This is a genomic window from Terrabacter sp. 2TAF16 (assembly GCF_052115065.1).
Classification (GTDB): Bacteria; Actinomycetota; Actinomycetes; order Actinomycetales; family Dermatophilaceae; genus Terrabacter.
Map to the genome: position 1 here is coordinate 486,665 of NZ_JBFRFZ010000006.1, position 12,810 is coordinate 499,474.

Sequence of the window (12,810 nt, forward strand, 5' to 3'; positions counted from 1 at the left end):
GGAGGGTCCTTCCACGGGCCTTTTTCGAATCTTCAGATCCGCGTTGCCGCATGGCTCCGCTCGCGGGTCCCGAGGTCATACCGGATGCCGGATGGCATGGTGTTGGGCCTGACCGAGGTCGCGAAGGGTGGGCATGGGCAGCGCAAAGGCCTAGCCTACCGGTAAAGGGCAGGAGTGTCCAGCCGGGTCAAGGGACGGAGATCGTCTCCCGAGGTGCCCACCCGGTCTCGAACGACCGGGCGCCCTCGACGTGACCTGCCACGCCCCCCGGACCGGGAGCTCGCGATGCGAACGCGACGAATATGGCCCTCCGCGGGCCGGACGTCAAGACCCTCGCCCTCGCAGGCGCGTCGCGACACGCCGCCGAGGACCGCCCGGAACCCCGCTGACCTGCACGAACACGGCGGCGGCGGGCCTCGTTGAGGACCGTCGGGACGGCCCCCGCCCTAGCATGGAGCACGCCAGAGATCCGTTGACGTCTCCTTCCGAGAGGGAAGCCATGTCCGATCCGAACCCGCCCGAGCAACCGTCCTTCAACCAGCCCGCCGGGAGCGACCCCACCACGCCGATCCCGAGCAGCCAGCCCGCCTCGCCCGGACCGGCGGCACCTGGCGCACCCGGCGCCGCCGGCGCACCTGTGGGCGGCAGCACGCCTCCCCCGCCGCCGCCCGTGGCTCCGACGGGTGGACCGAGCGGGATGTCGAGCATCCCCGACCCCACGCGGGAAGGGGCCGGCTTCTTCACGGCTCTCTTCGACTTCAGCTTCACGAACTTCGTCACGCCGATCCTCGTGCGCTTCGTCTACCTGCTGGCGACCGTCGCGCTCGTCGCGAGCTGGCTCATCTTCGTCTTCGCCGGCTTCGCCAACAGCGTCGGGACCGGTCTCGCCGCGCTCATCCTCGGTCCGATCTTCGTGATCATCTACCTCGCCGTCATCCGCATGACCCTCGAGTTCTACCTGTCGGTCGTCCGGATGAGCGAGGACATCCACCAGCGCCTCCCCCAGGCCTGACCGCCCGGGCGACGCCCGTACCACCACGTCGAGTGGGCACGTCCCTGTGGGGGACGTGCCCACTCGGCGTTCCGGGGCTCCCGTCGGACGGGAGTGTGCGCCCGCCTCAGAGGGAGGGCTGCTGCTGGGTGATGCAGTGGATGCCGCCGCCACGGTCGAAGAGCGGCCGCGCGTCGACGCCGACCACCCGTCGGCCCGGGTACGCGTCGGCGAGGACACCGAGGGACGCGTCGTCCTGCTCGTCCCCGAAGGTGCAGGCGATGACGCCGTCGTTGACGACGAGGTGGTTGATGTAGGACCAGTCGACGGGCCCCTCGGCGTCGGCCAGGGTGCGCGGAGCCGGCACGCCGACGACCTCGAAACGCTCGCCACGAGCGTCCCGCGCCTCCTCGAGGAGCTCGCGCAGGGTGCGCGACACCGCGTGGTCGGGGTGGGAGGGGTCCCGCTGCTCGTGGAGCAGCACGACGCCCGGGCTCGCGATGGTGGCCACGATGTCGACGTGGCCCCGGGTGCCGAACTCGTCGTAGTCGCGGGTCAGGCCCTGCGGCAGCCAGATGCATGTCGTGGCGCCGATGGTGCGGGCGAGCTCCGCCTCCACGTCGCTGCGCGCCAGCCCCGGGTTGCGGCCCGGGTCGAGCTGGACGGTCTCGGTGAGCAGCACCGTGCCCAGCCCGTCGACGTGGATGCCCCCGCCCTCGTTGACGAGGGACGAGCCGACGACCTCGGCCCCGGACAGGCCGCCGACGAAGGCACCGATCCGGGCGTCGTGCTCCCACGTGGCCCAGGACTGCGCGCCCCAGCCGTTGAAGACCCAGTCGACCGCCCCGAGCCGCGAGCCGTCGGCCGAGCGGACGAAGGTCGGGCCGATGTCGCGCATCCACGCGTCGTCGAGGGCGGCCGGGACGAGCTCGACGTCGGGGTGCAGGTGGCCGGCGGCCACCTCGAGGTCGGCGGGGACGACGACCATGCGCACGGGCTCGAACTCGACGACCGCGTTGGCGACCGCGGCCCACGTGCGACGCGCCGCGGCCACCTCTTCGGTGGTCTCGCCGAGCGTGTAGCCCTGGCTCGGCCACGCCATCCACGTGCGGTCGTGCCGGGCCGTCTCGGACGGCATCATCCAGCCGGGCGCTGCCCCACCGGCCTCCGCCGCAGAAGCGTCGGTCACGGCGGTGTCGGTCACGGCGTCACCTCGCGACGGTGCTCCTCGCGCACGGGGGCGGTCAGGGCGGCATACGAGTCGGGACGACGGGTGGCGAGGAAGGGGAAGAGCTCGAGCCAGTCGCGACGCTGCGCCAGGTCGAGGTCGGCGACGAGGACGGCGGCCTCGTCGCGGGGGGCCTGGACGAGGACGCGGCCGTACGGGTCGGAGATGAACGAGCTGCCGTAGAAGGTGATGAGCCCCTCCGTGCCGAAACGGTTGGGCACGACCATGAAGAGGCCGTTGGCGATGCCGTTGCCGACGATGACCTGCTGCCACAGCGGCTGGGTGTCGAAGTCCGGGTGGTCGGGCTCGGAGCCGATCGCCGTGGGGTAGCAGAGCACCTCGGCGCCGCCGAGCGAGTAGAGACGGGCGACCTCGGGGAACCACTCGTCCCAGCAGGTCGGCAGGCCGAGCTTGAGCGACGGGTCGCCCAGTGCCACAACCGGATACGCATCCTCGGACGGGCCCGGACGGAAGTACTTGTCCTCGTAGTAGCCGGCCGTGACGGGGATGTGGGTCTTGCGGGTGCGGGCCACGACCTCCCCGCTCGGGGCCACGACGACCGCGGTGTTGAAGCCGAGCCCGTCGCCCTCGTCGGCGCGCTCGTAGAGAGAGGCGTGGACGTGGACGTCGAAGTCACGGGCCGCGTCGCGGGCGAAGGTCACCGTGGGGCCCGTCTCGAGGTCCTCGGCCGTCGCGGACGGGGTGCCCTCGGGCAGGGTGTCGGCCGGGTAGCGCGACAAGGTCAGCTCGGGCAGGAACACGATGGTGGCGCCGGCCTCGGCGGCCGTACGGATGCCGTCGCGGAGGGTCTCGACGAGGGCCGCGGGGTCGTCGACCCACTCGTGCTGCACGACGCCGACGCGCACGGGCGTGGCCTCCGGCTGGTCGACGCGGGCGAGGGACTCTGGGACGCCATTGGCCTGGATGAGCTTCACAGCGTGCAGTATGCCGCAGCGCCCAGCGGGCGGTCCGGGCCACGACTCACGGCGCCCGTCAGCGTCACCGCCCGGGGTGCAGCGTCCGGCGCGCCGCCGTGGGCCGCTCGGTCCCGGGCGACCTCTCGGGCGCCCGGGACCTTCCCCCCTCGTTCCCCCGTCAGAAGGCGGACAGCTCGCTGACGAGCCAGCGGTCGCCCACCTTCCGCATCGTGGCGATGACCCGGTTCTGGTCGATCGCCGGTGCCTGCTGGGCCTTGGTGGTCGTGGCCTGGTTGACGAACGCCATGACCCGCACGGTCGTCCCCTCGCCGCCGTCGCCGTCGGCGTCCATGACGCCTGCGTCGTAGACCTTGGCCTGGACGGTGGCGTCGTTCTTGACGGCCATCGGCTTGATGTCGGTGGCGGCGACTTTGGTGAACTGGTCCTTGAAGGGGGCGGTCAGCTGCGGGGTGACCTCCCCGATGTGCTTGTCGAACGCGGAGCCGCTGTAGCTGAGCAGGCTCTCCAGAGTGGTCCGCGCCGAACCCACCGCGGCCGTCCGGTCGGTGTCGGACACCCCGGGGCGCAGGCCGTAGACGAGCGAGGCCGCGAGCAGGGCGAGCGCCAGGGTGGCGCCGATGGCGGACGCCCAGAGTCCGGCAGTGCCGCGCGAGCGCGAGGCGTCCTCTGTCTGCGCGTCGTCTGCGTCCACTTCCTGTGCGCCGGTCGGGCCTACCTGGCGCTCGACGACCACTGCCTCGCGGTCGCCGGTGCTGGTGGTGGTGGTCGTGCCGGCGGTGTCACCTGCGGAGGGACCACCACGGCTCTCGTCGGTGGTGGACGAGCCCCGGTCGAGGACGATCGTCGAGGTCGCAGGGGCTCCGGCGCCGGAGGACCGGCGGCGGGCACCAGCCACGCGCTTGCGCGAGCTCGCGGCGGACGAGGCCGACACTGCGAGGGGACGGCGGGGGTCAGCTGACGAAGTCAAGGGTGCTCACCTTCCAGGCGTCGCCGACCTTCACGAGGTCGAGCCGGAGCCGGTACGTCTTCTTCTCGGCCTTGGGGGTCGAGGCGTTCGAGGTCGGCGCGACGACCCCGACGATGACCTTGGCCGAGTCGTCGTCGCCCGACACGAGCGAGGCCTCGGCCCGCTCGACGGTCGAGACGGTCTTGTTGGCGGTGACGACGGGCTTGAGCTGGGCCAGCGTGGAGGCGTACTCCTTGCGGAAGGCCCCGGTCGAGTCGTCGAGGACGCGCTGGGTGTCGGCGTCGAACGTCGTGGCGTTCATCGTCACGAAGTTGACGGCGATCTGCCGCCCGGCGGCGAGGGCAGCGGCGCGGTTGTCGGCCTCGCGCTGCTGCTGCCACGCGGTGCGCCCCAACGTCGCCGTGACGGCGACCGCCGCGAGCAGCAGCACGGCCGTGACGATCCACAGCAGGCGCGGGGTGGGGCGCCACGTGCGGACACCCCTAAGGCCCGCACGTGGCGCGTCGGGGGGACCGGAGCCAACCGCGGCCTCAGCGGGGTCGTGAGGCTCGTGGCGCTCGTCGAGCTCATCGGGCTCGCGGTCGGTGGAGCTCTCGGGCGACCGCTGCGATCGCGGCGATCGCTCGGTCTCCGAGCGGGTGGTGACCATCGTCATCGAGGGGATTCCTTCCGTCACCGGCTAGCGGAGCGCCTCCTGCATCATCCAGAGCCAGCTCGTGCCGTTGTCGGTCCGTTCGTCGCCACCGGCCGGAGCGACCGGCGACTGGACTGACAACGACTCAGGGCTGCCGGAGGTCACGGCCCGGTTGCCGAGGGCGACCGGGGTCGCCCCGAAGGACATCGGGTAGCTCTGCCCGCTCTGCCCCCCTCGGGTGGGTTTGGGGGCGTTCTGGGCCCCGCGCACGTTGACGCCCGAGCCGCGAGAGGCCGCGCAGTGCGCGTCGAGGTTGACGGGCGGCAGGCCCGTCGTGCGGTGCGGGTCGACCTTCGTCGTGCCCTCGTAGCCGGCCTCGCACGCCTTGGGGTCGTCGACGTTGAGCACGAGCCCGAAGTGCGCGGTGCCGTCGCCGGGCACGACGCTGAAGCCACCCGTCACGACGTCGGGGTAGGTGACGAGGAGCTGCTCGATGCCGTCGAGCCGCGCCGTCGTCACGTTGCCGATGGTGATGAAGTTGGCGAGGAGCGCAGCCAGGCTCTGCTTGTTCTCCGAGATGAGGGCATCGAGCTGTTCGACCGCGACGGACCCTCGGTCGAGGACGACGCGCAGGTCGGGGTCGGCCTGACGGAGCGCGTCGGCGACGTTCGCGAAGCCGGACACGCTGGTGCGGATGTCGTCGCCGCTCTTGACCTGCGTGTCGAGGACGATCCGTCCGTCGTCGATGAGACGGGTCGTCTCGGGAAGCGCCTCGGAGGCGGCCGCGGTCAGGGCGTCACCCGAGTCGATGAGCCGCTGCAGGTCGGAGCCACCACCCTTGAACGCCTCGGCCAGCTCGTCGACCGTCGTCACGAGGGCGTCGCGCGGCACCGACGACACCGTGTCGTCGACGTGCTGGAGCAGCTGGTCGATACGGAGCGGGAACGCGGTCCGGTCGCGCGGGATGACGTCACCGGCGGCGAGGTAGGGCGCCCGAGGCGTGCGTGGCTGGAGGTCGAGGTACTGCTCCCCCACCGCCGAGCGGTTCTCGACGACGGCCCTCGTGTCCTTGGGGACCTCCGTGCCGCGGTCGAGGCGCGCGTCGACGACGACGCCGTCGCCCGCCAGGCGCATCCCGTCGACCTTCCCGACCGTGACGCCTCGGTAGGTGACCTCGGCGCCGACGAAGATGCCACCCGACTGGGCGAGGTCGGCGGACACGACGTAGCTCCCGCCGGCGATCTTGTCGGTGAGATCGACGTAGTTGGCCGACAGGATCGCGACGAGGGTGATGGACAGCAGGGCGAAGGCGGCCAGCTGGAGTCGGACGGTGCGGGTGATCATCGAGAGCCTCCCGTGGGGAAGAGCGTGGACCACGACGCCGCGTCGGCGGTGCCGGCTCCCGAGCCGGGCCGGCTCGAGCCGAGCAGGCCGCCCGGCAGCGTCGTCGGCAGGGGCACCCCGGGCACCGAGGGCACGGTGACGCTCGGCAGCGGGACCGAGGGCAGCGGGACCGAGGGCAGCGGCACCGACGGCAGTGGCACGGAGGGCAGCGGCACCCCCGGGATGCCCGGGAGGTTCGGGAGCTTCCCGACGCCGAGGTTGCCGGCGATGGTGTCGAGGTTGGTGTCGAGGGTGGCCCAGAGGTTCGTGAAGTCACCCTTGATCGTGTTCTGGGCGTTGTTGGGGAAGGGGTAGGTCAGGAGCAGCTGGTAGCTCTTCGGCAGGTCGTCACCGGCCTTGTTGAGCTGGCGCAGGATCGGGCTCACGGCCCGGAGGTTGGCCTCGAGGTCGGCGCGCGACCCTCGGATCACCCGGGTGCCGACCTCGCCGAGGTCACGCAGCGCCGTCAGCATCGCCGTCAGCTGCCGACGCTGGTCGGCGAGGATCGTCAGGCCCTTGGGCAGCTCGTCCAGTGCCGCGGCGATCTTGGCCTGGTTCCGGGCCAGGGTCGACGAGAGCCGGTCGATGCTGTCGATGGCCCGGACGATCTCGCCCTTCTGGGCGTCGAGTCCCCCGACGAACGTGTTGAGCTGCGTGACGAGGTCCTTGACGTCGCCGGTGCGACCGCGGAGGGCGTTGTTGAGCTCGGCCTCGATGGTCTTCAGCTGTGCGACACCACCACCGTTGAGCAGCAACGACATCGCGCCGAGGACCTCCTCGACCTCGGGGTTGCGGCTCGTGCGCGACAGCGGGATGCGGTCACCCTGCCCGAGGCGGCCCTGGGCCGGCACGTCGGTGGGGGCCGCCAGCGCGACGTACTTCTCGCCGAGCAGCGAGGTCTGCTTGAGCTCGGCCGTGGCGTTGTCGGGCAGCACGACGTTGCCGGGGAGCCGCAGCCGGACCGTCGCGGTCCACCCGGTCACCTGGATGTCCTCGACGGACCCCACGGTCACCTGGTTGACCTTGACCGACGACTGCGGCACGAGGTCGAGCACGTCGGCGAACTCGGCGGTGACCGTGTAGGAGTCGTCGCCGGTGCCGGCGCCACCCGGCAGCGGGAGGTCGTAGGCGCTGCAGCCCCCGAGAGCGAGGGAGGCCAGCACGACGACGGCGGACCGGCGTCGGGAACGGGAGCGGACGGCATACGTCATCGGGAGCCTCCGAGCAGTCCGCCGAGGGTGGGGTCGGCGCCACGCAGGTTGACGAGGCCGCTCGACTGCGGAGTGCCCTGCAGCGCAGTGCCGCTCGGCAGCGACGGCAGGGTGGGCAGCTTCGGCAGCAACGCCTTCTTGAGGGAGTCGCACAGCTTGGTGTTGCCGGTGTGCGTCGGGCCGGTGAGGATCGAGCACACGAGCAGCAGCGGGTCGTCGAGGCCCTTGGCGTTGTTGCGGGTGTCGAGGGTGCCGGTCTCGGGGTGGTAGGCGTTCTGGAGGTTCGACAGCGCGACCGGGGCGTTCTCGAGGAGCTGGGCCAGGGCCTGACGGTTCTTCGCGAAGGCGTTGGTGACGGTGACCGCCCGGTCGAGGTTGCTCTTGAGCAGCGCCCGGTTGTCGGAGACGAAGCCCGACACCTCGTCGACCGCGACCCCGAGGCTCTCGAGCGTCGCCTTGAGGTTCTCGCGCTCCTCGCTCAGCTGGGTCGCCACGGTCGCGAGGTCGGTGTTGAGCCGCCGCACCTGCGCGTTGTTCGTCGCGAGCATCGAGGTGAAGGACTGGAGGTTCTTCACGGTGCCGAAGAGGTCGTCGCGGCTGCCGGACAGGGTCGAGAGCGCGGTCGAGAGGTCGTGCACCGTGCCGTTGATCTTGTCGCCGTTGCCGTCGAGGTTGGCGGCAGAGGTGCGCAGCAGCTCGTTGAGAGCACCGTCCTTGTTGGCCCCGTCGGGACCGAGCGCCACCATGAGGTCGTCGAGGCTCTGCGACACACGGTCGAGCTCGACCGGAACGGCCGTGCGTTCCAAGGGGATTCGCGTCCCGGCAGCCAGGGCCGGGCCCGCCTCGTAGACGGGGAGCAGCTGGACGTAGCGGTCCGAGACGAGCGACGGCGCGACGATCGCGGCCTTGGCCGAGGCGGGAACGCGGTACTTGTCGTCGTAGCTGAAGGTGACGTGCACGTGGTCGCCCTCGGGCGTCACGGTGTCGACCTGGCCGACCTTGACCCCGAGGATGCGCACGTCGGACCCGGGGTAGAGACCGACGGCGCGCGTGAAGTCGGCGCTGACCGACGTCTGGCCCTGGCGGGGCCAGAAGACGATGCCGGCCGCGACGAGCGCGACGACGACGAGGCCGCTGACGACCTTGCCGAGCACGGTGGCGGGGCCGTGCAGCCGGCCGAACGGGATACGGGATCCTTGGCGCGCAGGCATCAGCGACCACCTCCGGAGGTGCCGGGAAGGAGCAGGTCGGGCAGCTTCGTGCCGGGCAGGGCGAGCCCGGGCGTGCCGACCGGCACGACGAGGTTGGAGACCCACGTGTCGAACCAGCGTCCGGTGCCCAGGGTGTTGGCGTAGACCCGCGTGAAGGGCGCCATCGCCTGGATCGTCTTCTGGAGGTCGGCGTCGTGCTTCTGGAGCATGGCGAGCGTCGTGTCGAGCTGGGCGAGGGCCGGCTTCAGCTGTGCCCGGTTGTCGCGCGCGAGGCCGGTCAGCTGCTTGGCGAGCGCCGAGGTGTTGCGGAAGAGCGTGCGGATGTCGTCGCGACGCTTGACGAGCTCGACCATGAGCAGGTCGGCGTCACGGATGAGCGTGCTGACCTGCTCGTTGCGGCTGCGGACGAGGCCGGTGACGCCGTTGGCCCGCTGGAGCAGCGAGCCGAGCTCGGCGTCGCGGCTCGCCACCGTGCGGGAGAGGCGTGAGAGGCCGTCGAGCGTGGCCTTGACGTACTGCGGGCTGTCCTTGAACTCCGTGGCGATGACCGTCAGGGACTTCGCGAGCTGGTCGGTGTCGATGCGCTCGGTCGTCGTCGTGAGGTCCTGGAAGGCGTTGATGACGTCGTAGGAGCTGACGGTGCGCGAGACCGGGATCTGCGCGTCGGCGGCGAGCTGGCCCTGCCCCTTGGGGTCGAGCGCGACGTACTTCTCCCCGAGGATCGTCTTCATCCGGATCGAGGCACCGGTCTGCGGGCCGAAGCTCGCGTCCTCGGTGATGGTGAAGTCGACGCGGACGTGGCCGTCCTCGAGGTCGACGCCGGTCACCTTGCCGACCTTGACCCCGGCGATGCGCACGTCGTCGTCGGGCTTGATGCCGCCGGCCTCCGAGAAGGCCGCGCTGTATGCCGTCCCGCCGCCGATGAGCGGAAGGCTGGAGGCGTTGAACGCCAGGTAGAGCACCACCGCGATGACGAGCAGGCCGATCGCACCGATCGGGACCGGGTTGCGCTCTCGGAAGGGGATGCTCATGACTCGCACCTCGCTGACGAGACGTCGTAGGTGGGGCTCACGCCCGGGAGGATCGGGCTCAAGGCGTCGAACTTGCAGAGGTAGAAGTTGAACCAGGACCCGTAGGTCGCCGTGCGCGTCAGCGTGGCGATGCGCCCCGGCGCGCCGGTGATGAAGTCCTCGAACTCCTTGACGTTGGCCGGCTTGTTGAGCGTCGTGGCCAGCGTGCGCAGCTGGGAGACGTCGTCCTTGATGAGCGGGCGCGTCGAGACGAGCAGGTCGGCGGTCTCGGCCGAGAGGGTGTTGATCCCGGACAGCGAACGGCCGATCGTCTCGCGGTCGGCCGCGAGCCCGCTCGTGAAGCGCTGGAGCTGGTCGATGAGCGAGAGCAGCTGCTGGTCGTGGGCATCGACGGTGCCGAGCACGGTGTTGAGGTTGTCGATGGTGCGGCCGATGACGGCGTCGCGGTCGGCGATGGCGGACGTGAGGCTGGCCGTCTTGGCGAGCAGGGTGTTGACGTCGCCGCCCTCCCCCTGCAACGTCTGGATGAGCAGGCCCGAGAGCTCGTTGACGTCGCTCGGCGACAGCGCGGCGAAGAGCGGCTTGAAGCCGTTGAAGAGGACGGTGAGGTCGAGCGCGGGGTGGGTGCGCGAGAGCGGGATCGTCGAGCCGTCGGCGAGCGGGGCGGGGGCGCCGGTGCCCTGGCTCAGCGCGAGGTAGCGCTGGCCGACGAGGTTGCGGTACTTGACCGTCACCTCGGTGCCCTGCGTCAGCACCGAGCTCTTGAGCACCGAGAAGTCGATCTCGGCCGTGGCGCCCTCGGACGTCGCGTCGTGGGCGACGCGGACGTCGGTGACCTCGCCGACCCTGACACCGGCGATGCGGACGTCCTGCCCGGCGATGACACCCGTCGCGTCGGTGACGACGGCCGTGTAGGTCGACTTGGAGCCGAGCTGGATGTTGGCGATCGTCAGCGCGAGAACGCTCGTCGCGAAGAGCGTGACCGCCGCGAAGACGATGAGCTTGATGAGTGAGCCCTTGACCTTCATCGGGTGCTCACCACCGTGCCGCGCATCATCGGCCCGGCGAGCAGGGTCTGGATGCCGCTCTCGCCGCCGTCGGACGGCTGTCCGCCGTGGGCCAGCAGCGCCCCGACGACGCGCTGCTCGTCGACCGTGCCGGCGCTGCCGGAGTCGGCCGCGGAGGCGTCGCCGAGCAGTGCCTGGGGCACGGACGAGAAGGGCGTCGCGTCGCTCGCGGGCTGGGTGCCGTCGTCGAAGTGGTTGCCCGCGAAGGGGTTCGCCTGTGAACCGTCGGGCGTGGGCAGGCCGTAGCAGTGGGGCCCGCGCTGGTCGTCCCAACGGGGCTCCTCCCCCGGCCTGTACGGCTGTCGGGGAGGCACGACCTCGAGGGTGATGTGGAAGGTTCCGCCGGCGAAGGCCGCGTTGGCGCGCGGCAGCCAGTTGACCAGGCCCGAGGCCACGCAGGGGTAGATCGGAGAGTACTCGGCGAGCAGCTGGAGCGTCGGCTTGCTGACCTGGCCGACCTGGATGATGCGCTGCTCGTTGTCGCGCAGGAAGCCGGCCGCCTCGTTGGCGAACCCTGCGGTGCCGACGAGGAAGGCCGCGAGCTGCTGGTCCTTCTCGACGATGGTCTTGTTCGTGACGCGCAGCGACTCGGTCAGACGGAAGAAGTCGGGCGCGACGCCGGCGTAGAGGTCGGCGGTGTCGGCGAGCAGCGAGATGTCTTGTCGGATCGTGGGCATGCTGGGGTTGAGCGCCTTGAGGTAGCGGTCGACGAGCACGAGGTTGCGGCCGATCTGGTCGCCGCGGCCGTCGAGCGTGGTCGACAGCGCGTTGAGGGTGGTCGCGAGCTTGGCCGGCTGCACCGTGCGCAGCAGCGGGTAGAGGTTGTCGAGGACCGTCTCGAGCTCGATGGACACCCGGCTGCGGTCCTGCGGGATGGTGTCCCCCGCCTCGATGGGCCGGGCGTTCGACGTGGCCGTCACGAGGTCGACGTAGCGCTCGCCGAAGAGCGTCTTGGGCAGCAGCCGTGCACTGACGTTGGACGGGATCTTTGCGACCTCGTCGGGCTGAAGGGCCAGCTCCAGACGCGCTCCCGTGGGGGTGGCCTCGACGTGGCGCACCTCGCCGACGAGCAGGCCGCGCAGCTTGACGTCGGAGCTCTCCTGCAGCTGGCTGCCGAGGCGGTCGGTCTCGAGCGTGACCATGACGACGGGCGTGAAGCGCTTCTGGAAGGACGCGATGGCCAGGCCCACGAGCAGCGCCAGCACGAGGAGGAAGACGATGCCGTAGGCCTTCACGCCGATGCGCCACCGCGTCAGCTGGGTGAGCGGGCCTGGACTGGTGTCGCTCATCCGGCGATCCTCACGCTCGTCGTCGCGCCCCAGATGGCCAGGGAGAGGAAGAAGTCGACGATGTTGATGGCGACGATCGACGTGCGCACCGCGGTGCCGACGGCGACGCCGACCCCGGCCGGGCCGCCCGACGCCGTGTAGCCGTAGTAGCAGTGGATGAGGATGATGACGACCGCGAAGACCATGACCTTCGAGAACGACCAGAAGACGTCACCCGGTGGCAGGAACAGGTGGAAGTAGTGGTCGTAGGTGCCCTCCGACTGCCCGAAGTACGCCGTCGAGATGAAGCGCGTGGCGGCATACGAGCTGAGCAGCCCGAGGACGTAGAGCGGGATGACGGCGATGAAGCCGGCGATCATGCGGGTCGTGACGAGGAACGGCAGCGACGGGATGCCCATGACCTCAAGCGCGTCGACCTCCTCCGAGATGCGCATGGCGCCGAGCTGGGCGGTGAAGCCGCAGCCGACCGTGGCCGCGAGCGCCAGTCCCGCGACGAGCGGGGCGATCTCCCGGGTGTTGAGGTAGGCCGAGAAGAAGCCCGTGAAGGCCCCGGTGCCGAGCTGCTCGAGCGAGGAGTAGCCCTGCAGGCCGACCTCGGTGCCGGTGAAGAAGGCGAGGAAGGCGATGACGCCCACCGTGCCGCCGATGACCGAGAGCGCACCGGTGCCGAGGGAGACCTCGGCGAGCAGCCGGATCACCTCCTTCTTGTACCGGCGGATCGTGCGTCCGCTCCACGCGAGGGAGCGCACGTAGAAGCGCATCTGCTCGCCCAGCGAGTCGAGCGCGCGGGAGGGCCGGCTCGCGAGGTGGAGCAGCCGCTCCGAGCCCGGTCGAGTCCGGTTCTGGGTCCTGGTCGCCAT

Annotated in this window: 12 protein-coding genes; 1 reads left to right on the plus strand and 11 read right to left on the minus strand. The window is 70.9% G+C overall.

Annotated features, from left to right (window positions below; all coding sequences use genetic code 11):
• The first annotated feature begins 499 nt into the window (after window positions 1–499).
• Window positions 500–1,012: a DUF4282 domain-containing protein gene (locus tag AB4Z14_RS11090; protein ID WP_442275212.1), complete on the plus strand. Its 513-nt coding sequence runs from the start codon at window positions 500–502 to the stop codon at window positions 1,010–1,012.
• A 106-nt stretch (window positions 1,013–1,118) separates the two neighbouring features.
• Here the strand turns inward: AB4Z14_RS11090 and AB4Z14_RS11095 are convergent, their stop codons facing one another.
• The 11 genes from AB4Z14_RS11095 to AB4Z14_RS11145 all read right to left on the minus strand — a co-directional run bounded on the left by AB4Z14_RS11095 (window position 1,119) and on the right by AB4Z14_RS11145 (window position 12,810).
• Window positions 1,119–2,129, minus strand: a complete 1,011-nt coding sequence (locus AB4Z14_RS11095; RefSeq protein ID WP_442275388.1) for an agmatine deiminase family protein — start codon at window positions 2,127–2,129, stop codon at window positions 1,119–1,121.
• A 62-nt stretch (window positions 2,130–2,191) separates the two neighbouring features.
• Window positions 2,192–3,154 carry a nitrilase-related carbon-nitrogen hydrolase gene (locus AB4Z14_RS11100; RefSeq protein ID WP_056771115.1) on the minus strand — a complete coding sequence of 321 codons (963 nt, stop codon included), beginning with the start codon at window positions 3,152–3,154 and terminating at the stop codon, window positions 2,192–2,194.
• Window positions 3,155–3,314: 160 nt separating this feature from the next.
• Complete coding sequence (locus AB4Z14_RS11105; protein WP_442275213.1) at window positions 3,315–4,124, minus strand: hypothetical protein; 810 nt, start codon at window positions 4,122–4,124, stop codon at window positions 3,315–3,317.
• Entirely contained in the window at window positions 4,108–4,779 is a 672-nt protein-coding gene (locus AB4Z14_RS11110; RefSeq protein WP_442275214.1) for a hypothetical protein, read from the minus strand. The genes AB4Z14_RS11105 and AB4Z14_RS11110 overlap by 17 nt, the downstream gene beginning before the upstream one ends.
• Before the next feature lie 24 nt (window positions 4,780–4,803).
• A complete protein-coding gene (locus AB4Z14_RS11115) occupies window positions 4,804–6,102 on the minus strand; it encodes an MCE family protein (RefSeq protein WP_442275215.1) in 1,299 nt (432 codons plus the stop codon).
• On the minus strand, window positions 6,099–7,352 hold the full coding sequence (locus tag AB4Z14_RS11120; protein ID WP_442275216.1) for an MCE family protein: 1,254 nt from the start codon (window positions 7,350–7,352) through the stop codon (window positions 6,099–6,101). Before AB4Z14_RS11120 ends, AB4Z14_RS11115 begins: the two co-directional genes overlap by 4 nt.
• A complete protein-coding gene (locus AB4Z14_RS11125) occupies window positions 7,349–8,563 on the minus strand; it encodes an MCE family protein (protein WP_442275217.1) in 1,215 nt (404 codons plus the stop codon). Before AB4Z14_RS11125 ends, AB4Z14_RS11120 begins: the two co-directional genes overlap by 4 nt.
• Window positions 8,563–9,594, minus strand: a complete 1,032-nt coding sequence (locus AB4Z14_RS11130; RefSeq protein ID WP_442275218.1) for an MCE family protein — start codon at window positions 9,592–9,594, stop codon at window positions 8,563–8,565. The genes AB4Z14_RS11125 and AB4Z14_RS11130 overlap by 1 nt, the downstream gene beginning before the upstream one ends.
• Window positions 9,591–10,622, minus strand: coding sequence for an MCE family protein (locus tag AB4Z14_RS11135; RefSeq protein ID WP_442275219.1), 1,032 nt, complete (start codon window positions 10,620–10,622; stop codon window positions 9,591–9,593). The genes AB4Z14_RS11130 and AB4Z14_RS11135 overlap by 4 nt, the downstream gene beginning before the upstream one ends.
• On the minus strand, window positions 10,619–11,950 hold the full coding sequence (locus AB4Z14_RS11140; protein WP_442275220.1) for an MCE family protein: 1,332 nt from the start codon (window positions 11,948–11,950) through the stop codon (window positions 10,619–10,621). Before AB4Z14_RS11140 ends, AB4Z14_RS11135 begins: the two co-directional genes overlap by 4 nt.
• Window positions 11,947–12,810 (minus strand): MlaE family ABC transporter permease, encoded by an 864-nt coding sequence (locus tag AB4Z14_RS11145; RefSeq protein WP_442275221.1) that lies wholly within the window; start codon window positions 12,808–12,810, stop codon window positions 11,947–11,949. The genes AB4Z14_RS11140 and AB4Z14_RS11145 overlap by 4 nt, the downstream gene beginning before the upstream one ends.

Coding starts and splice junctions, on each gene's coding strand:
- AB4Z14_RS11110 (WP_442275214.1), bottom strand. CDS start 4,779: ATGACGATGGTCACCACCCGCTCGGAGACCGAGCGATCGCCGCGATCG.
- AB4Z14_RS11145 (WP_442275221.1), bottom strand. CDS start 12,810: ATGGCGACCAGGACCCAGAACCGGACTCGACCGGGCTCGGAGCGGCTG.
- AB4Z14_RS11125 (WP_442275217.1), bottom strand. CDS start 8,563: ATGCCTGCGCGCCAAGGATCCCGTATCCCGTTCGGCCGGCTGCACGGC.
- AB4Z14_RS11090 (WP_442275212.1), top strand. CDS start 500: ATGTCCGATCCGAACCCGCCCGAGCAACCGTCCTTCAACCAGCCCGCC.
- AB4Z14_RS11130 (WP_442275218.1), bottom strand. CDS start 9,594: ATGAGCATCCCCTTCCGAGAGCGCAACCCGGTCCCGATCGGTGCGATC.
- AB4Z14_RS11140 (WP_442275220.1), bottom strand. CDS start 11,950: ATGAGCGACACCAGTCCAGGCCCGCTCACCCAGCTGACGCGGTGGCGC.
- AB4Z14_RS11095 (WP_442275388.1), bottom strand. CDS start 2,129: ATGCCGTCCGAGACGGCCCGGCACGACCGCACGTGGATGGCGTGGCCG.
- AB4Z14_RS11120 (WP_442275216.1), bottom strand. CDS start 7,352: ATGACGTATGCCGTCCGCTCCCGTTCCCGACGCCGGTCCGCCGTCGTC.
- AB4Z14_RS11135 (WP_442275219.1), bottom strand. CDS start 10,622: ATGAAGGTCAAGGGCTCACTCATCAAGCTCATCGTCTTCGCGGCGGTC.
- AB4Z14_RS11115 (WP_442275215.1), bottom strand. CDS start 6,102: ATGATCACCCGCACCGTCCGACTCCAGCTGGCCGCCTTCGCCCTGCTG.